Genomic DNA, 25,098 nt, shown 5'->3' on the forward strand with positions numbered 1-25,098 from the left:
AGGAGGACTCCGAGACCGATGAGTGCCGAGGATCTCGAGAAGTACGAAACCGAGATGGAGCTGTCGCTCTACCGCGAGTATCGGGACATCGTCGGTCAGTTCTCCTATGTCGTGGAGACCGAGCGCCGGTTCTATCTGGCCAACTCGGTGGAGTTGCTGCCGCACAACGCGGACGGGGAGATCTACTTCGAACTGCGTATGTCCGATGCATGGGTGTGGGACATGTACCGTCCCGCGCGCTTCGTGAAGTATGTCCGCGTCATCACGTTCAAGGACGTGAACATCGAGGAGCTCGACAAGCCGGACCTGCGGCTCCCGGACAACGGTCTGTCCTGACGGGCGACGTCCTCGTCCGCGTAGGATCGTTCGATGACCGGACGGAGGCGCGTCGCGCTGGCTCTGGGTAGCGGCGGCGCACGAGGGTACGCCCACATCGGGGCGATCCAGGTACTCGAGGAGCGCGGATTCGAGATCGTCGGTGTCGCGGGCTCGTCGATGGGTGCCCTCGTGGGTGGCCTCCACGCCGCGGGAAAGCTCGACGATTTCACCCGGTGGGCGATCAGCCTGACCCAGCTCGACGTCGTGCGGCTTCTCGATCTGTCCGTGTCCGCGCCCGGTGCCATCCATGCCGAGAAGATCCTGCAACGGGTCAGGGAGATTCTCGGCGAGATCCGCATCGAAGACCTTCCCATTCCGTATACGGCGGTGGCCACGGATCTCGCTGCAGGCCGGTCGGTGTGGTTCCAGCGAGGACCCGTCGACGCGGCCATCCGTGCGTCGATCGCGATTCCCGGCGTCATCACGCCGTATGTACTCAACGGCCGCGTCCTCGCCGACGGCGGGGTGCTCGACCCGCTGCCGATGGCCCCGCTCGTCTCGGTGAGCGCCGACCTGACCGTCGGGATCAGCCTGGGCGCCGAGGATCGGGACGGTCGCTCTCTGGCACCGGAGAACGTCAGCGCGGACTCGCGGCCCGTGGACGAGTGGATGACACGTTTCCGCCGGAGCGCTGCGCAGCTGCGCGACCTGGACATCGTGCGGTCGGTCGTCGGACGGTTCGGCGCCGCGCAGACCGATCCGGATCCGTCGGACGAGCCGGACGGCCAGGCGATCGACGGTCAGACGGTGGTCGAGGACGATGCGGTGGCTGTCCCGAAGTTCAGCCGGTTCGCGGTGATGAACCGCTCGCTCGACGTGATGCAGGCGACGCTGGCTCGATACCAGCTCGCCGCGTACCCGCCGGACGTGCAGGTTCGCGTGCCTCGGAACGCCTGCCGCAGTCTCGATTTCCATCGCGCCGCCGAGATGATCGAACTGGGTCGTGCGCTCACCGAGCGCGCCCTCGACGACGCCGGACTCACCTCGACGACCGTCGCCGTCTCTCCGGCAGATTCGGACGGCGAGCCCACCTGACAGGAGAAGGGGCCGGTGCTGCCCATGCTGCACCGGCCCCTCCGAGTCACGGGGTGTTCAGTTCGAGGCCGGCGTCCGGGCGGCGCCGAGGTCGCTCACGGACTCGCCGTCCACGTGATCGACGTGCTGTGGTGCCGCGAGCAGGCAGAGGATGCTGACCGCGCACATTCCGATCAGGAGCCCGATCACCGGCCACACGCTGCCGGTGGCCTGGTACATGAGGGTCGAGACCAACGGCGACAGCCCACCGAAGAGTGCACCCGCCCCCTGGTAGGCGAGGGAGATGCTGGTGTACCGGGCCTGCGGCCGGAACATCTGCGACAACACTGCGGCGATCGGACCGTATGTCGCGGCCAGGACGAGTCGCATGACGGCGAAGGTCAGGAAGATCAGGACCACCGAGCCGGATGTCAGGACCAGGAACTGCGGTGCCGCGAGCACCGCGACGGCCAGCAGTCCGTATATCACCACGCGGATCCGGCCGACCTTGTCACCGAGCCACGCCACTGCGAGGGTGGCGATCAACTCCACCACGGCGGCGACGCTGAGCGCGTTGAGGACGAGTGTCTCGGACAGTCCGACGTCCGGGTCGGTGGCGTAGGCCGTGATGAACGTCGTCACCAGGTAGTAGCCACCCACCGCGACGGGCAGGATGCCCATGCCGAGCAGAATCGGGCGCCAGTTCGTGACGATGGCGTACTTCAGTGGCAGCGCCTCGGGGACGGTTGCCGTCTGCACCTCGGATTCGAAGACGGGGGATTCCTCCACCTTCAGACGCACCAGCAGCCCCACGCCGATCAGCAGCGCCGAGCACAGGAACGGCAGGCGCCACGCCCAGTCCCGCAGGGCGTCGTCGCTGAAGGTCGAGAGGACGCTGAAGAACCCGGTGGCGAGCAGCGCGCCCGCGGGGTTACCCAACTGTGCGAATCCGCCGTAGAAGGTCTTCTTGTCCTCGGGCGCGTGTTCGACGGCCATCAGCACGGCCCCGCCCCACTCGCCGCCCACCGCGAAGCCCTGCACGAACCGCAGAATGACCAGCAGCAGCGGCGCCCAGAATCCGATCTGCGCGTACGTCGGCAGCGCACCGATCAGGAACGTGCCCGCGCCCATCAGGGTGAGCGTCACGACGAGTGCCGTCCGCCTGCCGATCCGGTCGCCGACGTGTCCGAAGACGATGCCACCGAGTGGGCGGGCGAAGAAGCCCACCGCGTAGGTGGCGAACGCGGCGGCGATGCCCGTCAGGCGGTCGGTGTCGGACGGGAAGAAGATCTCCCCGAACACCAGGGCCGCCGCCGTGGCGTACACGTAGAAGTCGTACCACTCGATGGTGGTGCCGACGAAGGCCGCGAAACCCGCCTTGCGGGCCTTCGCGATCTGAGTGTCGTGGCTCATGACTGATCCTCGGTGGTTGCGGTGGTCGAGAATAGGTCGCTGCGAGTGGAATGCGCCAATTCGCCGTCGATCCAGGTTTCACGGACCTCGATTTCGGCGATGGTGTTCGGGTCGACGGTGAGAGGGTCGGCGCCGAGGACCACGAAATCGGCGCGCTTGCCGGGGGAGATGCTGCCGAGTTCGGATTCGCGCCCGAGCGCGCGGGCCCCGTTCAGCGTGTGCGCGGTGAGGGCCTGGGCTGCTGTCAGTCGCAACGCGTTCGAGCCGAGTTGATGTCCCTGCCGGGTGATGCGGGTGACCGCGGCCTGGATGGCCTCGAGAGGCTTCGGCTCGGCGACCGGCGCGTCGGAACTGATCGTGACCGGCACGTCGGCTTCGACGAATTCGCCCAGGGGATTGAACCGCTCACCCGGGGTGCCGATGGCCGCGGTGACGCCCTCGCCCCAGTTGTAGTAGTGCTGCGGCTGGTTGACGGGGTACACCCCGAGTGAGTGCATCCGAGTGATCTGCTCGGGGGTCGGCAACCCGCAGTGCTCGATGCGGTGACGGGCGTCGGCGTCGGGATGCGCCTTCTGCGCGGCGTCGATCGCGTCGAGGACCATGTCGATCGCGGTCGGCGACTGCGCGTGTGTCGCAGTCTGCAGGCCGACGGCGTGCGCCTTCGCGATCAGCGCCGCATAGTCGGTGGGCTCGTGATAGAGCTGTCCGGTCCGGCACGGGTCGCCCACGTACCCGTCCGGGAAATACGCGGTCCAGCCGCCGAGAGTGCCGTCGGCGTAGAACTTGATCCCGCCGAACGCGAGACGTGAGTTGCCGAACGCGCCGTGCAATCCAGTGTCGAGCGCGTGATCGAGCAAGTGGCTGAGCAGGTACATGCTTACCCGGGTCTCGAGCCGGCCCTGCTCCGCCAGGCGCAGGTACATGTCGAACTCGCGCCGCGTCACCTGGCAGTCGCCGATCGTGGTGACGCCGCCCTCGAGGAACTTCTCCTGCGCCACGGAGAGCTGCCGCAGATGTTCCTCCGGTTCGTCCTCGAGGTGGAAGTTCGGGCCGTGGTGACCGACCTTGACGCCGTTCACACCGGTGAGGATGTTGCAGGCGGCGTCGGACAGTTCGCCGGTCAGTTCACCGTCCGCGTCGCGGAAGAACTCGCCGCCGCGCGGATTCGGGGTGTCGCGGGTGACGCCGTGGAATTCGAGGGTGAATGTGTTGACGACGCCGCCGTGGCCGCTCGCGTTCATCAGGTACACCTCGCGGTCGGTACCGACCTGATCGAGTTCTTCCTTCGTGGGATGACGGCCCTCGACGAGGTTGCGGTGCTCGTAGCCGTACCCGCGCACCGGGATCCCGGAAGGCTGGTTCCGGGCCGCTTCCTGCAGCAGAGCGACGATCTCGGGGATGGTGCGCGCCTTCCCGGGGCCGCAGTCCACCCAGCTGAGCATCTGGCCGTACATCAGGGGGTGAGCGTGCGGATCGACGAACCCGGGCACGACGGTCGCCCCGGCGAGATCGATGACGTCCGTGGTCCGGTTGCCGATCCTCCGCGCTTCCTCACGGCATTCCGCAACGGTGCCGACGGCGGCGAACCGGTTACCGAAGACGAGGAAGGCCTCGGCGCCCTCGGTGTCTGCGTCCACGGTGCGGAGCGTGCCACCGGTGAAGACGGTGGCGGTGGCGTCGAGGGGGGACGCCTCGTGGTGAAACAGCGTGCGCATGGGGATCCTTCACGATGGTGGTGTGGGTCACGTTCGGCTGGGAGGGAAAATTACGCCCTGACCAGCGGCTGCGCAATACATCAAAATTCCGGAGCAAGCGGTACACGACAAGTGTGTTCAGCTTTTCGAGCAGATTCGCACCGATTCGCAGAATCTGGCAATGTGTGCGATTCTTCTTCTCTGTCGGGAGTGCAGAAAGAAATCGAGCAATCTCGGGGCATCATGAGTGTCGAACTGGATTCCAAGCTCATCGCGGCGTTGCAGTCGAATGGTCGCGCGACTTATCGGGAGCTCGCCGCGACCGTGGGCGCACCCCGTGCCGCGGTGTCCACGCGCGTGCAGACGCTGCTCGACACCGGCACGGTGAGCGTCGTTGCCGTCGCCCATCCCGAGTTGCTGGGCCTCAAGGCGATGGCTCACGTGTCCGTCGCCGTGTCGGGTCCGGTGGGTCCCGTGGCCGAGGCGCTCTGCGCGTCGGAGGCGGCCGTCTACATTTCCGCGGTGAGCGGGCAGTACAACATCATCGCCGAGCTGCGCGTCCCCAGCCAGCAGGACCTCTACGACGCCATCGCCGCGATCCGTGCGGAACCCGGTGTCCGCACCGTCAACACGCTGTTCTACGCCGATGTCATCAAGGGAATCTTCATGCCCAAGAGCGCATTGCGCGCCGATGTTCGACTGGACGCGAAAGACGTCGCGCTCATCGAGTTGCTGGAAAGGAACGGGCGGATGCCGTTTCTGGAACTGGCCGAACGCACCGGGCTCTCGCCCAGTGCGGCGCGGAATCGAGTGAACCATCTGATCGACAGCACCGCGTTGCGCGTCGGAGCCGTCGTGAAGCGCCGCGGCGGCGGCAGAACACTCGCCATGGGCATCGGCGTCAGCCTCGGATCGCGGGACCGGGAGGCGTGCGCGCAGATCGAGGCTCTGCCGGGTATCGAGTTCCTGGCGCGCACACTCGGCCGATTCGACCTGATCGGAACGGTCGCCGCCGATTCGTCGGGTGACCTCTACTCTCTCGCCGAGCACATCCGGACGATCGACGGAGTGAGGGCCCTGGAGACCTGGACGCATCTCGAGGTGTTCAAGGAGCACTACGCCCGCAGCCTCGACGTCCGCGGATAGGAGCGTGCCGGAAGCGAGTCACGTGGGCCGGGCAACTGTGAGACGATCAGCCGATGCGCCTCGGGTTGCACGCACTCGGGATCGGCACCGGCGCTCGTCGCGCGGTGATCGACTCGGTCGCGGTTGCCGCCGAGAACAGCGGATTCGCCACGCTGTGGGCCGGCGAGCACGTCGTGATGGTGGACCGGTCGGAGTCGCGGTATCCGTACGCGGACGACGGCCGGATCGCGGTCCCCGCCGTCGCGGATTGGCTCGACCCGATGATCGGGCTGAGCTTCGCCGCCGCTGCCACCCACACGATCGGCGTCGCCACCGGTGTGCTGCTGCTGCCCGAACACAATCCCGTCCTCATGGCCAAGCAGGCGGCCACGTTGGATCTGATGAGTGGTGGCCGGCTGACGCTCGGCGTGGGGATCGGCTGGTCCAGGGAAGAATTCGCTGCGCTCGGCATTCCGTTCGAAGGCCGTGGCGCGCGGGCGGCCGAGTACGTCGCGGCGATGCGCTCGCTGTGGCGTGACGATGTCGCGACGTTCGAGGGTGAGTTCGTCCGTGTCGACTCGGTGCGGGTCAATCCGAAACCCGTGCGCGATCGCCGGATTCCGGTCGTGCTCGGGGGCAACAGCGACGCCGCGCTCCGCCGGGTCGCGGCGTGGGGCGACGGCTGGTACGGGTTCAACCTGGACGGCGTCGACGCCGTCACCGAACGGATCCGGACGATCCACGCACTGTGCCGGGACGCGGGGCGCGACGCCGAGGAGTTGCGCCTCGCCGTCGCCCTCCGGGAGGTGGACCCCTCCGACGTCGAGTCGCTGGTCGATGCGGGAGTCGATGAACTCGTCCTCGTCGAGTCGCCACCCGGGGATCCCGGTGAGGCCGCCGACTGGGTGGCGGCTCTCGCGCGCCGATGGATGCCTGCGCTCGGCTGACTGTCCGATTTCAGGCTTGACAGCCCTGGCCTGGGCCTATGGGGTGATCGCGGGCCGCGGAGTGCCGAGTTGTCCACAACGTGCACTTCATGCACAGCCCAGTTCGTTCGCCCAGTTCGAGTGCCTCTTCCCGGAATCGGGTCGGGCACGGTGGTGCGAGAGGCGCGGTTCGCATCGGTGGGCCGCCGGGGGACGGGGTGGAGGCTGCTGTGGCGCACAATCTCGCGCTTGGAGCACATGGGGAGGATCTGGCCGCCCGGTATCTCACCGAGGCGGGCATGGAGATCGTCGACCGAAACTGGCGATCCCGATACGGGGAAGTCGATCTCATTGCAGCAGAGGGAGACTGGCTCGTGTTCGTGGAGGTGAAGACACGGCGCGGCCTGGGATACGGCAGCCCGGCCGAAGCGGTGACGTTCTCGAAACAGCGCAGGATCCGCCTGTTGGCCGTGGAGTGGCTGCGGGACTCGGGCCGGCACTGGTCGCGGGTGCGGTTCGACGTGGTCGCGATCATGATCGGGCACGGTCCGCAGCCCCAGATCGAACACGTCCGGGATGCGTTCTGATGGCACTGGGGCGAGCACATTCGGTGGCGGTGACCGGGGTCGACGGTCAACTGGTCGAGATCGAGGCCGATATCGGCCGCGGGCTACCCGCGGTGCATCTGGTCGGGCTGCCGGACACTGCGCTGCAGGAGGCTCGGGACCGGATCAGGGCTGCCGTGGCGAATTCGGGCGAGGAGTGGCCGGATTCGAAGGTGATCCTCGCGTTGTCGCCGGCGACGCTGCCGAAGGTCGGGTCGGTCTACGATCTCGCGCTCGTCGCTGCCGTGCTGGACGCGGCCAAGCAGGTGAAGCGGCAGCGGCTGCGCGAGACCGTTCTGCTCGGAGAACTGGCGCTGGACGGGCGGCTCCGGTCGGTGCGCGGGATCCTGCCCGCGGTGCTCGCGGCGAAGAATGCGGGGTGGGCGACGGTGGTGGTCCCGGTGCAGTCGCTGCCCGAGGCGGGACTCGTCGGTGGTGTCGAGGTGCTCGGCGCGCACGATCTGAGGGCGGCGATCGCGTGGCTGCGGGAGGAGCGCGATCTCGAGTACCCGGAGCCGGCCCAGTGGGTCGCGCAACCGGTGCGCGCCGATCTGAGTGAGGTGGTGGGTCAGGCCGAGGCGCGCTGGGCCATCGAGGTGGCGGCGGCGGGAGCGCACCACCTGATGCTCACCGGCCCACCCGGCGTGGGGAAGACGATGCTGGCGCAACGACTTCCCGGCGTTCTGCCCCCGCTGACCGAGAGTGAATCGCTCGAGGTGACTGCCATCCACTCCGTGGCCGGGCTCCTGCCGCCCGAGCGTCCCCTCATCGACGTGCCGCCGTTCATCGCACCGCACCACACCGCGTCCGTGAGCGCGCTCGTCGGCGGCGGAAGCGGTGTCGCGAAGCCCGGCGCCGTCAGTCGCGCCCACCGTGGGGTGCTGTTTCTCGACGAGTGCGCCGAGATCGGAACCAAGGTCCTCGAAGCCCTGCGGACCCCGCTCGAGGACGGGGAGGTGCGTATCGCGCGCCGGGACGGGGTCGCCCGCTATCCGGCGCGCTTCCAGCTGATCCTCGCGGCCAATCCCTGCCCGTGCGCGCCCGCGCGGGAGGCCGACTGCGTGTGCGCGCCGACCGCCCGGCGACGCTACCTCGGGAAGCTGTCGGGACCGTTGATGGATCGGGTGGATCTGCGGGTGCGGATGCAGGCCGTCGCGACCGGGGCGTTCATCGACGAGGTCGGTGAGAGCACCGAGGACGTCCGGCAGCGGGTGGCCGAGGCGCGGGCCGCCGCCGGCGAGCGGTGGAGCGACTACGGGTGGCGCACCAACGCGGAGGTGCCCGGACCGGCCCTGCGGCAGAAGTTCCGGTTGGCGCGGCCCGCGCTGGCGCCGGTGGAGCGAGCGCTGCGGAAGGGACTGATCACGGCCCGAGGCGCCGATCGGGCGTTGCGTGTGGCCTGGACGGTGGGCGATCTGGCGGGGCTCGACATGCCGGGCCCGGAGCAGGTGGTCACCGCGTTGGGATTTCGTGATCGGAGCTTTCAGTGACGGTGGAAAGTCGGAGTGGTGCAGGCGATCCGAGTGGGGTTCAGGATCCGCGGCGGTTGGCGTGGGCGTATCTGTCGAAGGTGGTTCAGGGGCCGTGCCCGGCGCTGTCGCGGCTCGTCGAGGAGGTGGGTCCGGAGGAAGCTGCGCGTGCCGTGCGGGAGCGGGACCTGTCGGAGATGCTGGGGGAGCGCACGATTGCCCGGGCGCATGTGGATACCGCCGCACACGATCTCGAACTGGTGGCGGGGATGGGTGGCCGGCTCGTGACGCCGGACGACGACGAGTGGCCGCAGTGGCGGCTTCTCGGTTTCGGGAATCTGTCCCGGTCGCGGGACGAGGGCCCGCCGTTGGCGTTGTGGGTGCTCGGTTCGCGGCCGGTGGCCGAACTGACCGATCGGGCGATCTCGATCGTGGGGACGCGGCCGGCGAGTGGATACGGCGAGCACGTGACTGGCGAGATTTCCGGTGATCTCGCCGTCGACGGGTGGACGATCGTGTCGGGTGCGGCGTTCGGGGTCGATGGTGCCGCGCATCGTGCGGCGTTGGGTGTCGGGGGGCTGACGGTCGCGGTGCTGGCGTGTGGTGTGGATCGTGCGTACCCGGCGGGGCATGCGCGCATGCTGCGGCAGATCGCGCAGAACGGTGCGGTGATCAGTGAGTACGCGCCGGGCACGACACCGGCGAAGCATCGGTTTCTGACGAGGAATCGTTTGGTGGCGAGCCTGTCCGACGGGTTGGTCGTGGTGGAGGCGGGGTGGCGCAGCGGTGCGCGGAACACGGCGAGTTGGGCCCGCAAACTGGGGCGTCCGGTGATGGCGGTACCGGGGCCGGTGACGTCGGCGTCGTCGACGGGGTGCAATCGGATGATTCGGGAAGGGGAGGCGCGGTTGGTCGCGAATGCCGGTGACGTGGTGGAGGAGGCCGGGCCGATCGGGCTGCGGGAAGGCCTCGACGTGGTCCGCGATCTCGATGCGCTGTCCGGTGATGCCTTGCGGGTGTACGAGGCGTTGCCTGCGGTCGGGCCGCGTGGGGTCCGGGAGTTGTCCGAACTGTCCGGCGTCGCGCTGGAGCAGGTTCGGGCCGTGCTGCCGTTGCTGGAGATGGAGGGCTTCGTCGGCTCCGACGACACCGGATGGTCGCGGCAGAGGTGACACCTGAGGCCGAGCCGGTCGAGAGTCCGCTCGGCGCGTACTTCATCGTGCTCGGTTGTCCGAAGTGCGAGTCGAAGCGACCGCTCGACGACAGGTTGGGGTAGAAACTTTCCTATAACGCACCTCACAACCGCACGAAGGAGTGAGATATGGGATCAGCCGAGGACTTGTGGCGGAACTTTGTCGCGCAGGTGTTGAGCCTGTTGATCGCTTCCGGCTCGTAGCGGAGGTATTTGCCTCCTCACGGCGCCTCCGGTCGACACGTACCACTCCACCCAGCGTTGTGTCGGAGGGGTAGTTACGCGCGTCGTGGCTGCCTGGATTCCAGTCCGTTCACCGGTGCAGCGCCCGGTCGGTGCACGTACGGTCTCTGATGAGGTAACTACCGGCGCGCCGCGAGTGCAATCCGCTCGAGGGGGCGTCTCGAGGAGGAATCTCACATGACCAGGACCACGGCGGAACTGCTCGCTGACCTGGAGGTTCGGCTCGAGCAATCGCTGAATCCAGGGAGCCCGAGGGCCATCGCGCGCCGCAAGGAGAAGCCTGCCCGGACCCCGCGAACGGATCCGGATGCTGCTCGACCGCGGTAGTTTCATCGAGGTCGGACAGATGGCGAGGAACCCGGGAGCCCCCGACAACCCGTACGGTGACGGCGTCGTCACCGGCCACGGAACTGTCGACGGACGTCCGGTGGCGGTGTTCTCGCACGACCACACCGTGTTCGGTGGCAGCGTGGGGGGAGATGTTCGGTCGCAAGGTCGCGTCGATCATGGAGTTCGCGGCGCGGATCGGCTGCCCCTGCGTGGGCATCAACGGCTCTGGCGGCGCACGCGTACGGGACGCTGTCACGTCGCTCGCCTGGTACGCCGAGATGGGCCGCCGCCAGATCCCGCTGTCCGGAGTGTGCCCGCAGGTCTCGATCCTCCTCGGCAAATGTGCGGGCGGTGCGGCGTACGCCCCGATCAACACCGATCTCGTTGTCGCCGTGGACGAGCAGGCGTACATGTTCGTCACCGGTCCCGGAGTCATCAAATCCGTCACCGGCGAGGACGTCACCCTCGACGAACTCGGCGGCGCCCGCGCCCAGGCCGAGAACGGGAACGTCCACCACGTCGCGCCGAGCGAAGAGGCGGCGTTCGCCTGGGTGCGTGAGTATCTCGGCTTCCTCCCGTCCAGCAGGCACGAAGAGGCGCCGATCGTGAACCCCGGCCTCGAACCCGAGATCACCGACAACGATCTGGCATTGAACGAGTTCATGCCGGACGCCGACAACGACGCCTACGACATGCACGACCTGCTGTTGAACATCTTCGACGACGGTGACTTTCACGAACTCGCCGCGCAGACGGCACCGAACGTGATCACCGGATTCTCCCGGGTGGACGGGCGATCCGTCGGAGTCGTGGCCAACCAGCCGCAATTTCTCAGTGGGGCACTGGATCAGGTCAGCGCGGACAAGGCGGCCCGCTTCGTGCGGATCTGCGACGCGTACGAGATTCCCCTCGTGTTCGTCGTGGACACACCGGGCTTCCTGCCCGGGCTGGAACAGGAGCGGAACGGTGTGCTCTGCAGCGGCGGCCGCTTCCTGCAGGCGTTCGCGGCGGCCACGGTGCCGAAAGTGACTGTGGTGGTCCGCAAGTCCTACGGCGGTGGATATGCGGTGATGGGGTGCAAGCAACTCGGTGCCGACGTGAACTTCGCCTGGCCGACCGCACGCATCGCGGTCATGGGCGCCGAGGCCGCGATCAGTCTCCTCTACCACCGCGAACTCGAAGCCGCCGGCGACGAACAGGACGCGATGCGGCAGCAACTCGTCGACGCCTACAACGAGAACGTCGCGACTCCGTATTCGGCCGCCGAGCGCGGCTACATCGACGCGGTGATCGAACCGTCCGCCACCCGGCTTGAGATCCGGCGGGCGCTGACGTTGCTCCGCGACAAGCACTCCGCCCGCGGCGAGGAGAAGCACCACTTGATTCCGCTCTGACCGCCGTCGGCAGTCACTCATGTACCGTAGTTAGGTAACACTAACCAACTTGAGTTCATTGGAGAGATGCCTGTGGCAAAGCCGACTGCGACACTGACCGTGCTCCGGGCCGAATGGCTGACCCCGCACATGGTGCGGGTATTCCTCGGCGACCCGGGATTCGACAGCTTCGTTCCCAATGCCTTCACCGATGCGTACGCGAAACTCGAATTCGGGAGTCCCGAAGAGCCCGTCCTGCGCACGTACACGATCCGGTCGGTGGATCCGGTGAAGCGAGAGATCGCCATCGACTTCGTGGTGCACGGCGACGCCGGTGTCGCCGGACCGTGGGCGGCGTCCGCGGCGGCCGGCGACGTGCTCCGGCTACGTGGCCCCGGAGGCGCGTTCGCGCCGGACCCGGCAGCCGACTGGTACCTGCTCGCGGGCGACGAGACCGCAATCCCCGCTATCTCGGCGTCCGTCGAGAAGCTGGACGCGTCGGCGGTCGGACGGGTGATCATCGAGGTCGCCGGCCCCGAGGACGAAATCGCCTTCGGCTCGCCCGCGGGCGTCGACGTCACGTGGATCCACCGCGGCGACACGTCGGACCGGATCGGCGAAGACGCGTCGGGGGACAACGCACCCCTCGTCGCGGCGGTGCGCGACACCGCGTGGCTGCCCGGAACGGCGCAGGTGTTCATTCACGGTGAGGCGCAGGCCGTCATGCACAACCTGCGCTCCTACGTACGCAAGGAACGGGGCGTCCCCGCGTCGGCCGCGTCGATCTCCGGTTACTGGCGTCGCGGTCGCACCGAGGAGGGCTTCCGGGTGTGGAAGTCCGAGCTCGCCGCGAGCGAGGGTGCCTTCCGCTGACCCACTGCGGCGGACGCGCTACGAGATGGGCGTCCGCCGCGTCAGCACCAGCAGAGACAGCATCGCCACGGCGCCCGCCGACGGGATCGCGACGGCCATCGGAACCGCGGTGTCGGGGCCGGCGATGCCGACGAGCGGCGAGACCACCGCGGCGAGGCCGAACTGGCCGGCACCGAGGAGCGCGGACCCGGTGCCGGACGCCTTGGTCACCTCGCCCTGAGCCAGCGCCGTCGCATTGCCCATCACGAAACCGATGCTCGACACCGAGACGAACAGCGGAATGAGGATCGCCCACCAGGGCGGCGAATCGATCAGCGTCGCGGCGAGCAACAGCGCGACGCCCCCTGCCAGGAGCAGCGTGACCCCGAAACCCAGCAGCTGCCGCGCATGGAATGTGCCCACGAGCCGCGTGTTTACGATCGCGGCGCCCACCATGCCCGCCGCGTTCACCGCGAACACCATGGAGAACTGCCCCGGGCTGAGCCCGAGGACGTTCTGCACGACAAACGGGGACGCGGAGATGTACGAGAAGAGCGCGACGAACCCGAACATGAACGTGAACGCGTAACCCAGATAGACACGGTTCCCGACGACGTAGCGCAGATTCCGGACCAGTGCAGTGAGCCCGCCGCCGTGCCGGTTCTCCATGGGAAGCGTCTCCGGGACCAGGATCAGCACTCCCGCGAACATCGCCACACCGGCGGCGGTGAGAACCCAGAAGATCCCTCGCCAGCCGACCGGCCCGAGCAGGGCGCCGCCCATCAGCGGCGCGACGACCGGCGCGACCCCGCCGATGATCATCATGATGCTGAAGAGTCGGGCGGCGTTGTCTCCGCGGGCCCGGTCGGCAATACAGGCGCGTGCGACCACGATCGCCGCGCCACCGCTCAGCCCCTGGAAAAGTCGTGCAGCGATGAGCGTTTCGACGGTCGGCGCGAGAGCGCACGCCATCGCGGCGAGGGTCGTGACGACGGTGGCGCCGATCAGCAGGCGCCGGCGTCCGAGGCCGTCCGACAGCGGTCCGACGACGAGCTGACCGATGCCGAGCCCGGCCATGAACGTGGTCAACGTCAGCTGCACGCTCGGCGCCGACGTGTTCAGGCTCTCCGTCATCAGGGGGAGGCCGGGGAGATACATGTCGGTAGCCAGCGGCGCGATCGCGGACAGTAACGCCAGGACACACAACATGGGAATGGAGATCGTTCGCTGCACAAAAGAACTCTAGCGGCGCGGCTGCTTGATTTATCTCCGGCCCGGGTCGACGGTTGCCTCAATGAGCAGAGACTTTCCGGCACCGTTGGCGCTGATACTCGAGGAGTACGCGCGTCATCTCGGGCTCGAACGCGGCCGATCGCAGCACACCGTGAAGGCGTACGTCGCGGACGCGCAGTCGCTGCTGCGGCACTGGTTGTCGACGTCACCGGAGGCACACCTCGGCGAGCTCGACATCCAGGTGCTGCGGTCGCGGCTCGCGGGTCAGTCTGCGGCCAGCATCGCCCGGACGACCGGCGGTGCGCAACTTCACAGCGTCTACGTAGATCTCATACTGTCTGCCGCTGGTGTGGCAGGCGCCTGAGATAGACGTGTGTCACGGCTACCCGCATCACCGTGCGGCGGTGCGGGTTTGACCGTGTCCCACACCGACGCTTGTGGTGCAGGAACATGCTGTTTCGGAGTCACCCCCAACCGCGGTGTCACGGTGGGCAGGCTGCGGCGGACCCGGCGGTGCCGTGGTGTGCTCGGGGTGGGACTCTTCTTGTCGCGGCACTTGCGCACCGGTGCGTGTTCGGCGACCCGGATCGCGGGCAGCTGCCCACGCGGGCGGGTGACGTTGCGTTTGCCGAGCAGTACGCGTTTGGCCAGGTTCACCCCGGCGATGTGGTCGCGGTTGCCGCCGACCCGGCAGCCAGGGCACCACGCGGTGTGATACCCACCAGGACGGCAGAGGGCTTGGTCGCAGCCCGGACACCATGCGGAGGAGCCTCGGGCGGGTACTGAGACCACCGTGATACCGACCTCCGCGGCGGTGTGGGCGAGGGCGGCGACGGCTTGGCGGCGGGCGGACTGCGCGGCCCGGTTGTTGTTGACGCGTCCGTGTCCGCGGGTCTCGAGGGTGGTGAGATCTTCCACCGCAATCAGCTGCGCCTGGGCGGCGGCGGCGTAGTCGGTGACCTGACGGCCGAAGTGGAACGCCAGTTCCCGGTTGATCTTCCCCCGCTTGATGCCCACCGCCTCGCGATGCTCGTTCAGGACGGCGATCTTCTCCTCCAGCAGGGCGCGGACCTCGGGTTCGGCGGTGGCGGCGAGCTGTGTCAACCGGGCCGCCTTCCGGTGTAGCAGCTGCCCCTCGGCTTGGAGGCGCGCCAGTTTGATCCCGAGGCCGCGGTCGTCGTAGGTCCAACCTCGGTAATCCGACACCAGCCCGTCCGGGTTCTCGGCGGTGATGGCGGCGGCACCGAGCGTGGAAGGGGACCAGTCGACCCCGACCGCGACCGCGGCCGATTCCGGGTCGTCCGCGGGGACGAGTTCGGTCGCGGCACACCGCCACAGCAGACCCCGGCGGTCGAGGATCAGGGTCGGCAGATGCCAGTCGGTGACAGCTCTGTCGTGCAGGTGCGCGGGGATGGCGGCGGTCAGTCGGACACTGCGCCACTGCGCCCGCCCCGCCGGGGCCGGGCTGGTGGGCAGCTTCACCGTCAACACCAGCTCGTCACCAGTGACGGTGATCTGCGCGAGCTGCCGGTCGGCGGCGGAGAGTCGGGCCATCGCGCTCGTCTGCGGTGGTCCCTGCAGGTCGGTGATCCGCACCCGGCCGGCCGGTGCCCCGCCGTCGCGGCGGGCGCGGGCGGCGAGCTGGCGCAGTACGCCCCGAGCGAAACCCGCCGACACGTGATCGCCCGACCCAGTCGGGGGCGCCACAACCCCGGTGGCCGGATCGAATCGGGTCGACAGCGCCGCGATCGCGGCGTCACGGTAGGCCAGGGTTCGCAGGGTCGCCATCGCCTGAGCGGTCACCACCCGCGTCACCCGCGACGGCACATAGACCCCGGCCGGATAGATGGGAGCCCAGCCGAGACGGGCCGCGGCAACATGCCCCTGTGCGGGCAGCGTGCGGTCCTGGCGGTCACGACCGGCGGCGAGCACGTCGAACGTCGCCGGTTGCCACAGTCGCGACATCAACTCGCCGCCGGCTGCGGCGATCAGGTCGAGCAGCCACCCCACCCGGATATCGACGTCGTCGAGGCCGATCGGCTCGCCGGTCGCGTCGTCGACCGCCACATGGGCGCGGGTGGTAAACGCGAACTGCCGCGGCGTCGTGGAGACCCCGTCGTTGATTCTGTTTCGACCACAGCGCCCAGAGAACGGGCCGAACAACGATGCCGGCACCGCCGTGACGTCATCCATCAACCCTCCCACCAGCACATGTGGCACCCCCCTCTCGTACGGCCTCGTACTGTAACGCCGACCTCCGACATTTAGCCTCTGTGGAGAGTCCGCAGGCGGGCCGAACGTCCGACCGGGATACCTGGTGATCCCTGGCTTTTGAGTGGTCGTCTGCGGGCTCGGTGTCTGGTCGAGCGGTGTCCTTGTTCGGGAACTTGGAGCCGGCCGGTAGGCGTGGACTCCTGCTTAGAGAATGTCTGGGCCGTGGCCGCGATGGTCAGTCACCTGGTGAACAGGGATGTGGACCGACAGGAGCAATGACGATGGCATTGACGTTAGGGATCGACGTGGCTGTCCGGGCGGGGCAACGGTTCACGTTCCTGGCCGCGATCCGCGCGCACACCGGGTTCCCAAGGTCAGCCAGTCCTGCGTCAGCAAGGTCGAGTCCTCGATCACCAAGGCCGGGGATCCGCTGTTGCGTGAGATGCTGTGCACCGCTGCCGACCAGGCCCGCAGGGTCGATCCCCAGTTCGCGGCGAAGTACCAGCGGTTGATGGTCGGCGACCGGCACCACGAGTCCGCGATCTGTCATCTGGCCACCGATCTGGTCACCCGGATCGCCGCCTGCATGCGTACCGGCCAGCCGTACGCCTTGCGGCACGTCGACGGCACGCCGATCACCGAGGCCGAGGGCCGGGCGATCGTCAAGGCGCGCTACAAGATCGACCCGCGGCAGCGCGACAACGTCCGATACCAGCGGATGCGTGAGCGCCGCAAGCAGGCGGCGGGCCAGGAGTCCCAGGAGTCGCGATGCGCTCCAACAGCCCAGCCCGCCAAGACCAAGCCTGCGAGCCGCCATGTGGCTTGACCTCCGTTAGGAACTCAAGCACCGCCCCTCCACACCACCGGCGAACCGGGCCAAACGATCTCGCCCACACCACCCGCACCACCGCGAACCGACCCTCGGTCGCGTCGTCGAGCATCCGGCCGCGCCCCGCCCACTGCCCCCTCGCGACCCGAACCGCGAACCACCTTGTGCACCCCCGATTCACCTCACCAGTAGCGCTCTCCCGCAACATCCTTATCCCGATCGGCCATCGACGCCCCTTTGTCCTGTCGAGCCCGACACCGGGCAATACACTGCCTCCGCCCTCCCCGGCGTCGCTCCCGCACACTCCCATCCGGGCCTGCCCGGATAGGAGTCGAGGTCCGCGCGGTCAAAGATTCGGTGACCCGAAACCGGTGCGCCGAAAAGGCCACCGGCCCTCCCACGCCGCCCTGCACACCCCAACCACCGCCATCCAAGTATTCCGCGGCCTCGCCAATTCACACCGGCAGACAGTGTCAGAACCGAATAATTAGTGTTGGATATATCGGCAACAGTTTAAGGCTGGCTGCTGCGGACCCGGCGCATCGCCGCCGATCTCGGCGCCCGGCTGGGGCCGCGAAGGCCCACCGGACGCTGCCCCCGGTGCTGCGGCAGTCGCAGGCGGCCGATGTGACGGACGCCGCCGAATCGGGCGCTCAGCGGAACGATCCGATCGCCCTGCGCGACCGTCTCATCGTGGAACTGCTCTATGCAACGGGAATACGGGCGGGGGAGCTGTGCGGCCTCGACCTCGGTTCGGTCGATCGCGAACGGCGGCTGCTTCGCGTAATCGGCAAGGGAGACAAGGAAGCGCTCGGTGCCGTACGGAAAACCGGCCGCCGACGCCGTGGACCTCTGGTTGCACGTCGGCAGGCGCGCGGTCGCGACGGACAGTTCCGGGCTGGCGCTTCTCCTTGGCAAACGAGGGAAGCGTCTGGACCAGCGGCAGGCGCGCAGCGTCGTCCACGAGGTCCTGTCCGCGGTCCCCGGCGCACCGAACCTGAGCCCACACGGCCTGCGCCACACGGCGGCCACGCACCTCCTCGAAGGCGGCGCGGACCTGCGCGTCGTGCAGGAACTCCTCGGGCACGCGAGCCTCGCGACCACCCAGCTGTACACGCACGTGTCCGTGGCGAGGCTCCGTGCGGTGCACGATCAGGCGCATCCCCGGGCCTGACCCGGTTTGGTAGCGTCGCGCCACGAATCTGCAGTTGTTTCTGCACTATCCCGGGGTAAGTAGTTGACCGCGAAGATTTGGCTCGACCGCAGCCGTCCTGGCTGAACGATGGTGGCGGCGCCCCGGTGGGCGACACTGCGGCAGATCCGTGGGGGCGGCAATCCTGGGACGGTCCCGCCCTGGAGCCGAGCCGGCATCAGGTGACCAGTCAGGATCTGGTGGCGGATGCTCTCCTCGAACGGGCACGCAGGGCGCCGAGCCGAGGGTGGCGGCGCGGACTGCACCGGCTCACCGGGGGATCGGTGAATCCGGGGGAGTCGGCAGGTGAGGCGCGCGAAGCGGCACTGCTCGACCGCATCCGGCAGCCGATCCAGGGGGACTATCGAATTGCATTCCTGTCCTTGAAGGGCGGTGCCGGCAAGACGACGACCACGATCGGGCTGGGATCGATGTTCGCGTCACTGCGCGGCGACTGCGTGATCGCCGTCGACGCCAACCCCGACTTCGGGACACTCGCGCAGCGCGTGCCGCTGCAGACGCATTCGACCGTCGGTGATCTCATCGGGGCGGAGTCGACGATCCGGCGGTACTCGGATGTGCGGGCCCACACGTCGCAGGCGCCGAGCCGTCTCGAGGTGCTCGCGAGCGAACAGGACCCGGCGATCTCCGAGGCGTTCAGTGAGGACGACTACCGGTGGGCGATCGACATCCTGCAGGTGTACTACAACATCATCCTCACCGACTGCGGCACCGGCATCATGCATTCGGCGATGAACGGTGTTCTGCAACTCGCCAATTCCCTGGTGCTGGTGAGTTTGCCGGCAATAGACGGCGCCCGCAGTGCCGCCGCCACGCTGGACTGGTTGCAGCACCACGGTTACGGGCACCTGGTCTCGCGGACGGTCGTCGTGATCAGCGCCGCCCGGCCCGGCTCGAGCACGATCGACATGACGGAACTGACCAATCACTTCCTGCTCCGGTGCCGGGCCGTGAAGGTGGTGCCGTTCGACGAGCACCTCGCCGAGGGTTCGGTGGTGGATCTGGATCTGCTGCGTCCCGCGACGCGGAAGGCGTTCGTCGAACTCGCGGCGATGGTCGCGGACGACTTCCCGGAGTCGGCAGGCAGGCACGCCGTCGCGGAGTGGCGCTAGCCGCCGACGGGTTCGAGCCGTACCGGAGTCACGCGGACGAGTCCGAGCGGGTCGAGGTATTCGCGGTCGCGTCGAAGACCCCAGTGCAGGCACGCGGCGACGGGTGCGATGCAGCCCGGGTGTCCGGGTTCGAGCGTGCCGACGACGGTCCCGCGGCCCACGCGCTGTCCGGGGGTGACCCGGGCGGTCACCGGTTCGTACGTGGTGCGGAGCCCACCCGGGTGGTCGACGGAGACGACGGGCTTGCCGGCCACCGTGCCGGCGAATACCACCACACCCGCATCTGCGGACAGGACGGCCTCGTCGGGCACGCCACCCAGATCCACGCCGCGATGGCCGGGAAGCCAGTCGTGCTCGGGGTTGTCGAACGCCCGGACCACCCGCGGTCGTGGGTGCGGCGGCCAGTCGAAGTCGCCGCTCGGCGCGGCATCGGCGGGCGGGGCGACGAGCGCCGCGGCGGTCAGCAGCGTGGACGCCGTGGCCGTCGCCGTGAGCGCCCGCAGAATCGCCCCGAACTTCGTCATGGATGAACGATCCCGCACGTCCGGGTCGATGAACGGGCAGTGGACGAGGATGTGGATCGAATGCGCTTTGTCCACAGATCCCGCAAAACCCTTGCACGCGCGGCCGCGTTGTGGCAGGGGCGGTTAGGGCGTTCGGCGTGGAGGCCGTACACTGATCGAGCGGTCTGTGCTCCCACAGTCCGACTTCGCGCGCCCGCGCAGGTTATCGGCCATCGGCTGGTCTCGCATCTCGGTGTGAGTCCGATGGTCTGCGGGCGCCAGGGTGGAGCGTCTCGAGACGCTCTGCATCAACCGGCAATGAAAGAGAGATACACAGCCATGGCTGTCGTAACAATGAAGCAGCTGCTCGACAGCGGCACGCACTTCGGTCACCAGACCCGTCGTTGGAACCCGAAGATGAAGCGTTTCATCTTCACCGACCGCAACGGCATCTACATCATCGACTTGCAGCAGACGCTGACGTACATCGACAAGGCGTACGAGTTCGTCAAGGAGACCGTTGCCCACGGCGGCACCGTCCTCTTCGTCGGCACCAAGAAGCAGGCCCAGGAGTCCATCGCGGCCGAGGCCACTCGCGTCGGGATGCCCTACGTCAACCAGCGTTGGCTCGGCGGCATGCTCACCAACTTCACCACCGTCCACAAGCGTCTTCTCCGCCTCAAGGAGCTCGAGGCCATGGAGCAGACCGGTGGCTTCGAGGGTCGCACCAAGAAGGAAATCCTCATGCTCACGCGTGAGATGACCAAGCTGGACCGCACTCTCGGTGGTATCCGCGACATGGCCAAGGTCCCCTCCGCGGTGTGGGTCGTCGACACCAACAAGGAGCACCTGGCCGTCGCCGAGGCCCGCAAGCTGAACATCCCGGTCATCGCGATCCTGGACACCAACTGCGACCCCGACCTCGTCGACTACCCGATCCCGGGCAACGACGACGCCATCCGCAGCGCCGCCCTGCTGACCAAGGTTGTTGCTTCCGCAGTGGCCGAGGGCGTGCAGGCCCGTGCCGGACTGAGCGCCGACAAGGACGCGAAGCCCGAGGCCGGCGCCGGCGAACCCCTCGCCGAGTGGGAGCAGGAACTGCTCTCGCAGGCAGCGCCCGCCGCTGAGGCTGCGCCCGCCGCAGAGGCCGCTCCCGCAGCTGAGGCACAGGCGGCTCCGGCTGCCGAGGCCCCCGCAGCAGAGGCACCCTCCACCGAGGCCTGATCCGATGCACACGGCCCTGACCAGAGATCTTTTGGTCAGGGCCGTTTCACGGTCTGGTCCGAGTACTACCCTGACTTACGTCCCGACAGACATATGAGGAGGCTCGCTCACCATGGCGAACTACACCGCCGCTGACGTCAAGCGGCTCCGCGAGCTCACCGGCTCCGGAATGATGGCCTGCAAGAACGCTCTCGCTGAGGCCGAGGGTGACTTCGACAAGGCTGTGGAGCAGCTGCGCATCAAGGGCGCCAAGGACGTGGGCAAGCGTGCCGAGCGCACCACGGCCGAGGGCCTGGTCGTTTCCAAGGACGGCGTCCTGCTCGAGCTCGACTGCGAGACGGACTTCGTCGCGAAGAATGAGGACTTCCTGAAGCTCGCCGAGTCGATCGTCACGGTCGCCGCGGCAGCGAAGCCCGCCGACGTCGACGCGCTCAAGGCGCTCGAACTCGACGGCAAGACGGTCGACACCGTCATCCAGGAGCAGTCCGCGAAGATCGGCGAGAAGCTCGTCCTGAGCAAGATCGCCTCGTTCGACGCACCGGTCGCGGTCTACCTGCACAAGCGCAGCGCCGACCTGCCGCCCGCCGTCGGCGTCCTCGTCGAGTACACCGGTGAGGGCGACGCTGCTGCGGAGGCCGCTCGCGGTGCCGCCATGCAGGTCGCGGCGCTCAAGGCCAAGTACGTCACGCGTGACGAGGTCCCCGAGGACATCGTCGCCAACGAGCGGCACATCGCCGAGGAAACCGCTCGCGCCGAGGGCAAGCCGGAGCAGGCTCTGCCGAAGATCATCGAAGGCCGCGTCAACGGTTACTTCAAGGACGTCGTGCTGACCGAGCAGTCCTCGGTGCAGGACTCCAAGAAGTCCGTGAAGGCGATCCTCGACGAGGCCGGCGTCACCATCAAGCGCTTCGTTCGCTTCGAGGTCGGTGCTTCGAGCTAGTCGTGTGAGTCGTATGGCCCCGTCGGACGAGTGCGCTCGCCCGGCGGGGCCTACGTATACCGCCACCGTCCTGATGAGGCAGGATGAAGATGGCCGTCTGAATGGGTCGAGTTGGCGCGTGGGTGCGCTCGGCCGCTGTCGAAATCGACGAGTGCTGTGGAACTGAGGAGAGCAATGTCCGAACCAGCCAACGAACGTACGGGATTCCATCGAGTCCTTCTCAAACTCGGCGGAGAAATGTTCGGTGGTGGCAAGGTCGGCCTCGACCCCGACGTGGTGACCAAGGTCGCGGAACAGATCGCCGAGGTCGTGCGGTCCGGGGTGCAGGTGGCGGTGGTCATCGGCGGCGGCAACTTCTTCCGTGGTGCGGAACTGCAGCAGCGAGGTTTGGACCGCGCGCGTTCCGACTACATGGGCATGCTCGGCACCGTGATGAATTGCCTTGCTCTGCAGGACTTCCTGGAGAAAGAGGGCATCGACAGCCGCGTGCAGACGGCGATCACCATGGGACAGGTGGCGGAGCCCTACATTCCGCTGCGCGCTCAGCGTCACCTCGAGAAGGGCCGCGTCGTGATCTTCGGCGCCGGCATGGGCATGCCCTACTTCTCGACCGACACGACCGCGGCGCAGCGCGCACTCGAGATCGGCGCCGAGGTCGTCCTGATGGCCAAGGCCGTCGACGGCGTGTTCACCGCGGACCCGAACCTCGACCCGACCGCGACGATGTACACGCAGATCACGCACCGTGAGGTCATCGAACAGGGACTCAAGGTGGCCGACGCGACGGCCTTCAGCCTCTGTATGGACAACGAGATGCCGATCATGGTGTTCAATCTGCTGACCGAGGGGAATATCGCTCGGGCAGTATCCGGTGAGAAGATCGGAACGCTCGTCAAGTCATGACGCGAGTGACACGCTCGACACAGGGTTTTCTCGAAACAGAGGCAGTGACGAATCGATGCAGAACGACATGGAGGAACAGCCGTGATTGATGAAGCTCTCTTCGAAGCCGAGGAGAAGATGGAGAAGGCTGTCACGGTGGCCAAGGACGATCTCGGATCGATCCGCACGGGCCGCGCGAATCCTGGCATGTTCAATCGCATCGGAATCGACTACTACGGCGCGTTCACCCCGATCACGCAGCTCGCCAGCATCAACGTGCCGGAAGCGCGACTGGTCGTCGTCAAGCCGTACGAGGCCTCGCAGCTCGGCGCCATCGAGACGGCGATCCGGAACTCCGACCTGGGCGTGAACCCGTCCAACGACGGAAACCTGATCCGCATCTCCGTCCCCCAGCTCACCGAGGAACGCCGCCGCGAACTGGTCAAGCAGGCCAAGTCCAAGGGCGAGGACGCGAAGGTGTCCGTGCGGAACGTGCGCCGCAAGGCGATGGACGAGCTGTCCCGGATCCAGAAGGACGGCGAGGCGGGCGAGGACGAGGTCGGTCGGGCCGAGAAGGAACTCGACAAGACGACCGCCCGGTACGTCGCGCAGGTCGACGAACTGGTGAAGCACAAGGAAGCCGAGTTACTGGAAGTTTAGTCACGAGACGAGGAGTGGATCGGGGACAGTGACCGTGCCAGCAGAACACGGGACCCCAGGGGGACCCATCTCCGAGGGCGACCCCTCGGAACCGGTCTCCGAGGGTGCGCCTGCGCCGGAGGCGGCCCCGGCCGCGAAGTCGAAGGCCGGGCGTAACCTCCCCGCCGCGATCGGCGTGGGCGTCGGTCTCGGCGTCGCGCTGATCCTGATCCTCGTCTACGTGCCGCTGGTGTGGATCGGCGTGGTGGCCGTCGCGATGGCGGTCGCCACCTGGGAGGTCACCAAGCGCCTGCGGGAGACCGGGATCAGCGCCCCCCGGATCCCACTGCTCGCGGGCGGTCAGGCGATTCTGTGGCTCGGGTGGCCGTTCGGCCCGGTCGGGGTGCTCAGCGCCTTTGCGGGGACCGTGCTGGTCTGCATGGTCTGGCGGCTGTTCGACCACGGGCTGAAGGCGACACCGCAGAATTTCCTCCGGGACACCGCGATCACCGTGTTCGTCGCCTCCTGGATCCCGCTGCTGGCGTCGTTCGCCGTGCTGATGGTGTTGCAGGCCGACGGCGCCGGGCGGGTGCTGTGCCTGATGATCGGCGTGGTCTGCTCCGACGTGGGCGGCTACGCGGCGGGTGTGCTGTTCGGCAAGCATCCGATGGTGCCGGCGATCAGCCCCAAGAAGTCGTGGGAAGGGTTCTTCGGTTCGCTGCTGTTCTGTGTCATCGGCAGCCTGCTCACGGTCACCCTGATCCTCGACGAGAACTCGATGATCGGCGTGCTCCTCGGTGTCGTCCTGGTGGTCACCGCCACGCTCGGCGATCTCATCGAATCCCAGGTCAAGCGAGAGCTTCGCATCAAGGACATGGGCACCCTGCTTCCCGGGCACGGCGGCATCATGGACCGTCTCGATTCCCTGCTGCCGTCGGCGTTCGTGACGTGGCTGGTGCTCACGGTCCTCGTCTGACCGCCCTGCCGTGACCATTCCCAGCCCGAACATCTGGCACTGGCCGGAGTGGTACGAGGTCGAGAATCGCGCCCAGGACGTGGACGGGGCGATCTTCCGGCACCTGCGCGGGGCCGTGGACTGGACGGGCGGCATCGTCGCCGACGTGGGCTGCGGCTCCGGCTTCCACCTCCCGGTCTTCGCCGAGTCAGCGGCCAGGGTCTACGGAATCGAACCGCACTCGCCGCTGCTGGAACGTGCCCGCACCCGCGTGGGGCACCTGCCGAACGTCCGCGTGATCGACGGCTCGGCCGAGGGCATACCCCTCGGCGACGCGAGCGTGGACGTCGTGCATGCGCGGACCGCCTATTTCTTCGGTCCCGGCTGTGGCCGCGGAATCTGCGAGGCGATGCGGGTGCTGCGTCCGGGCGGCGCGCTCGTGGTGGTCGATCTCGATGCCACGGCCCATCCCTACGGCGAGTGGATGCGGGCCGACCTGCCGCAGTACAACCCGGCGACCGTCGAGGCCTTCTTCGCGGCGCAGGGGTTCGGCCTCATGCGCGTGGAGACGCGATGGCGATTCCCGGACCGGGAAGCGCTGCGCGGAGTCCTCGGTATCGAGTTCACCAAGAAGACGGCATCGAAGGCGTTCGCGCAGACACCCGGCGTGGCTCTCGACGTGCGCTACCGCGTGCACGTCCGCCGAAAGCCCGCCGGGCTGGAGATGCTCTGACCGGTGT

The 25,098-nt window shown here is 67.8% G+C and carries 22 protein-coding genes and 2 pseudogenes; 19 read left to right on the forward strand and 5 right to left on the reverse strand.

What is annotated here, in order from left to right; genetic code table 11:
• The first annotated feature begins 18 nt into the window (after positions 1 to 18).
• Positions 19 to 336 carry a DUF2469 domain-containing protein gene (locus tag QM806_RS16685; RefSeq protein WP_005240496.1) on the forward strand — a complete coding sequence of 106 codons (318 nt, stop codon included), beginning with the start codon at positions 19 to 21 and terminating at the stop codon, positions 334 to 336.
• Between the two features lie 33 nt (positions 337 to 369).
• Positions 370 to 1,413: a patatin-like phospholipase family protein gene (locus tag QM806_RS16690; RefSeq protein ID WP_005571198.1), complete on the forward strand. Its 1,044-nt coding sequence runs from the start codon at positions 370 to 372 to the stop codon at positions 1,411 to 1,413.
• Between the two features lie 57 nt (positions 1,414 to 1,470).
• Here the strand turns inward: QM806_RS16690 and QM806_RS16695 are convergent, their stop codons facing one another.
• The gene (locus QM806_RS16695; RefSeq protein WP_005571195.1) at positions 1,471 to 2,805 is read right to left on the reverse strand and encodes an MFS transporter; all 1,335 of its coding nucleotides are present in this window, start codon (positions 2,803 to 2,805) and stop codon (positions 1,471 to 1,473) included.
• Complete coding sequence (locus QM806_RS16700; RefSeq protein WP_005571193.1) at positions 2,802 to 4,520, reverse strand: amidohydrolase; 1,719 nt, start codon at positions 4,518 to 4,520, stop codon at positions 2,802 to 2,804. The genes QM806_RS16695 and QM806_RS16700 overlap by 4 nt, the downstream gene beginning before the upstream one ends.
• Positions 4,521 to 4,742: 222 nt before the next feature.
• On the opposite strand from QM806_RS16700, the gene QM806_RS16705 reads away from it, so the two are divergent.
• The 7 genes and pseudogenes from QM806_RS16705 (at position 4,743) to QM806_RS16735 (ending at position 12,635) form a co-directional block, all read left to right on the forward strand.
• Positions 4,743 to 5,645 (forward strand): Lrp/AsnC family transcriptional regulator, encoded by a 903-nt coding sequence (locus tag QM806_RS16705; RefSeq protein ID WP_005571191.1) that lies wholly within the window; start codon positions 4,743 to 4,745, stop codon positions 5,643 to 5,645.
• 53 nt (positions 5,646 to 5,698) lie between these two features.
• A complete protein-coding gene (locus tag QM806_RS16710; RefSeq protein ID WP_005571189.1) occupies positions 5,699 to 6,571 on the forward strand; it encodes an LLM class F420-dependent oxidoreductase in 873 nt (290 codons plus the stop codon).
• 209 nt (positions 6,572 to 6,780) lie between these two features.
• Positions 6,781 to 7,137, forward strand: a complete 357-nt coding sequence (locus tag QM806_RS16715) for a YraN family protein (protein ID WP_005259362.1) — start codon at positions 6,781 to 6,783, stop codon at positions 7,135 to 7,137.
• A complete protein-coding gene (locus QM806_RS16720) occupies positions 7,137 to 8,645 on the forward strand; it encodes a YifB family Mg chelatase-like AAA ATPase (RefSeq protein WP_005259360.1) in 1,509 nt (502 codons plus the stop codon). The genes QM806_RS16715 and QM806_RS16720 overlap by 1 nt, the downstream gene beginning before the upstream one ends.
• A complete protein-coding gene (dprA, locus tag QM806_RS16725) occupies positions 8,642 to 9,796 on the forward strand; it encodes a DNA-processing protein DprA (RefSeq protein WP_283292058.1) in 1,155 nt (384 codons plus the stop codon). The genes QM806_RS16720 and dprA overlap by 4 nt, the downstream gene beginning before the upstream one ends.
• Before the next feature lie 440 nt (positions 9,797 to 10,236).
• Positions 10,237 to 11,783, forward strand: a pseudogene (locus QM806_RS16730) (acyl-CoA carboxylase subunit beta).
• Between the two features lie 72 nt (positions 11,784 to 11,855).
• Positions 11,856 to 12,635, forward strand: coding sequence for a siderophore-interacting protein (locus tag QM806_RS16735; protein ID WP_133986545.1), 780 nt, complete (start codon positions 11,856 to 11,858; stop codon positions 12,633 to 12,635).
• Between the two features lie 18 nt (positions 12,636 to 12,653).
• Here the strand turns inward: QM806_RS16735 and QM806_RS16740 are convergent, their stop codons facing one another.
• Complete coding sequence (locus QM806_RS16740; protein WP_133986546.1) at positions 12,654 to 13,823, reverse strand: multidrug effflux MFS transporter; 1,170 nt, start codon at positions 13,821 to 13,823, stop codon at positions 12,654 to 12,656.
• A gap of 85 nt (positions 13,824 to 13,908) precedes the next feature.
• Between QM806_RS16740 and QM806_RS16745 the strand changes: the two genes are divergently transcribed.
• The gene (locus tag QM806_RS16745; protein WP_240960282.1) at positions 13,909 to 14,211 is read left to right on the forward strand and encodes a site-specific integrase; all 303 of its coding nucleotides are present in this window, start codon (positions 13,909 to 13,911) and stop codon (positions 14,209 to 14,211) included.
• On the opposite strand, the gene QM806_RS16750 is transcribed toward QM806_RS16745, so the two are convergent.
• The gene (locus QM806_RS16750; RefSeq protein WP_283292060.1) at positions 14,166 to 16,040 is read right to left on the reverse strand and encodes a zinc ribbon domain-containing protein; all 1,875 of its coding nucleotides are present in this window, start codon (positions 16,038 to 16,040) and stop codon (positions 14,166 to 14,168) included. The genes QM806_RS16745 and QM806_RS16750 overlap by 46 nt on opposite strands.
• Positions 16,041 to 16,317: 277 nt before the next feature.
• Here QM806_RS16750 and QM806_RS16755 point away from each other — a divergent pair, with 277 nt between their 5' ends.
• The 3 genes and pseudogenes from QM806_RS16755 (at position 16,318) to QM806_RS16765 (ending at position 19,215) form a co-directional block, all read left to right on the forward strand.
• Entirely contained in the window at positions 16,318 to 16,887 is a 570-nt protein-coding gene (locus QM806_RS16755) for a transposase (protein WP_283292062.1), read from the forward strand.
• A gap of 522 nt (positions 16,888 to 17,409) precedes the next feature.
• Positions 17,410 to 18,064 (forward strand): annotated as a pseudogene (locus QM806_RS16760) (tyrosine-type recombinase/integrase); the annotation flags it as partial.
• 125 nt (positions 18,065 to 18,189) lie between these two features.
• On the forward strand, positions 18,190 to 19,215 hold the full coding sequence (locus tag QM806_RS16765; protein WP_169695112.1) for a MinD/ParA family ATP-binding protein: 1,026 nt from the start codon (positions 18,190 to 18,192) through the stop codon (positions 19,213 to 19,215).
• Here the strand turns inward: QM806_RS16765 and QM806_RS16770 are convergent.
• Positions 19,212 to 19,814, reverse strand: a complete 603-nt coding sequence (locus tag QM806_RS16770; protein ID WP_438363250.1) for a M23 family metallopeptidase — start codon at positions 19,812 to 19,814, stop codon at positions 19,212 to 19,214. The two genes, QM806_RS16765 and QM806_RS16770, sit on opposite strands and share 4 nt — an antisense overlap.
• 243 nt (positions 19,815 to 20,057) lie before the next feature.
• Between QM806_RS16770 and rpsB the strand changes: the two genes are divergently transcribed.
• The 6 genes from rpsB to QM806_RS16800 all read left to right on the forward strand — a co-directional run bounded on the left by rpsB (position 20,058) and on the right by QM806_RS16800 (position 25,091).
• A complete protein-coding gene (gene rpsB, locus QM806_RS16775) occupies positions 20,058 to 20,942 on the forward strand; it encodes a 30S ribosomal protein S2 (RefSeq protein WP_005259344.1) in 885 nt (294 codons plus the stop codon).
• Between the two features lie 112 nt (positions 20,943 to 21,054).
• Entirely contained in the window at positions 21,055 to 21,882 is an 828-nt protein-coding gene (gene tsf, locus QM806_RS16780) for a translation elongation factor Ts (RefSeq protein WP_133986548.1), read from the forward strand.
• Positions 21,883 to 22,056: 174 nt separating this feature from the next.
• On the forward strand, positions 22,057 to 22,785 hold the full coding sequence (gene pyrH, locus QM806_RS16785; protein WP_005240535.1) for a UMP kinase: 729 nt from the start codon (positions 22,057 to 22,059) through the stop codon (positions 22,783 to 22,785).
• Positions 22,786 to 22,866: 81 nt separating this feature from the next.
• Entirely contained in the window at positions 22,867 to 23,424 is a 558-nt protein-coding gene (gene frr / locus QM806_RS16790) for a ribosome recycling factor (protein WP_005240537.1), read from the forward strand.
• Between the two features lie 28 nt (positions 23,425 to 23,452).
• Positions 23,453 to 24,379 carry a phosphatidate cytidylyltransferase gene (locus tag QM806_RS16795; RefSeq protein WP_082359794.1) on the forward strand — a complete coding sequence of 309 codons (927 nt, stop codon included), beginning with the start codon at positions 23,453 to 23,455 and terminating at the stop codon, positions 24,377 to 24,379.
• Positions 24,380 to 24,389: 10 nt separating this feature from the next.
• On the forward strand, positions 24,390 to 25,091 hold the full coding sequence (locus QM806_RS16800; RefSeq protein ID WP_120659259.1) for a class I SAM-dependent methyltransferase: 702 nt from the start codon (positions 24,390 to 24,392) through the stop codon (positions 25,089 to 25,091).
• Positions 25,092 to 25,098: the final 7 nt, after the last annotated feature.

The organism is Rhodococcus sp. IEGM 1351, assembly GCF_030056875.1.
In the GTDB taxonomy this organism is placed as follows: Bacteria; Actinomycetota; Actinomycetes; order Mycobacteriales; family Mycobacteriaceae; genus Rhodococcus_F; species Rhodococcus_F opacus.

Bases quoted from the DNA above. Each gene is read 5' to 3' on its own strand.
- QM806_RS16685 (WP_005240496.1), top strand. From the start codon at position 19: ATGAGTGCCGAGGATCTCGAGAAGTACGAAACCGAGATGGAGCTGTCG.
- QM806_RS16690 (WP_005571198.1), top strand. From the start codon at position 370: ATGACCGGACGGAGGCGCGTCGCGCTGGCTCTGGGTAGCGGCGGCGCA.
- QM806_RS16695 (WP_005571195.1), bottom strand. From the start codon at position 2,805: ATGAGCCACGACACTCAGATCGCGAAGGCCCGCAAGGCGGGTTTCGCG.
- QM806_RS16700 (WP_005571193.1), bottom strand. From the start codon at position 4,520: ATGCGCACGCTGTTTCACCACGAGGCGTCCCCCCTCGACGCCACCGCC.
- QM806_RS16705 (WP_005571191.1), top strand. From the start codon at position 4,743: ATGAGTGTCGAACTGGATTCCAAGCTCATCGCGGCGTTGCAGTCGAAT.
- QM806_RS16710 (WP_005571189.1), top strand. From the start codon at position 5,699: ATGCGCCTCGGGTTGCACGCACTCGGGATCGGCACCGGCGCTCGTCGC.
- QM806_RS16720 (WP_005259360.1), top strand. From the start codon at position 7,137: ATGGCACTGGGGCGAGCACATTCGGTGGCGGTGACCGGGGTCGACGGT.
- QM806_RS16740 (WP_133986546.1), bottom strand. From the start codon at position 13,823: ATGTTGTGTGTCCTGGCGTTACTGTCCGCGATCGCGCCGCTGGCTACC.
- QM806_RS16745 (WP_240960282.1), top strand. From the start codon at position 13,909: ATGAGCAGAGACTTTCCGGCACCGTTGGCGCTGATACTCGAGGAGTAC.
- QM806_RS16750 (WP_283292060.1), bottom strand. From the start codon at position 16,040: ATGGATGACGTCACGGCGGTGCCGGCATCGTTGTTCGGCCCGTTCTCT.
- QM806_RS16755 (WP_283292062.1), top strand. From the start codon at position 16,318: ATGTGGACCGACAGGAGCAATGACGATGGCATTGACGTTAGGGATCGA.
- rpsB (WP_005259344.1), top strand. From the start codon at position 20,058: ATGGCTGTCGTAACAATGAAGCAGCTGCTCGACAGCGGCACGCACTTC.
- tsf (WP_133986548.1), top strand. From the start codon at position 21,055: ATGGCGAACTACACCGCCGCTGACGTCAAGCGGCTCCGCGAGCTCACC.
- pyrH (WP_005240535.1), top strand. From the start codon at position 22,057: ATGTCCGAACCAGCCAACGAACGTACGGGATTCCATCGAGTCCTTCTC.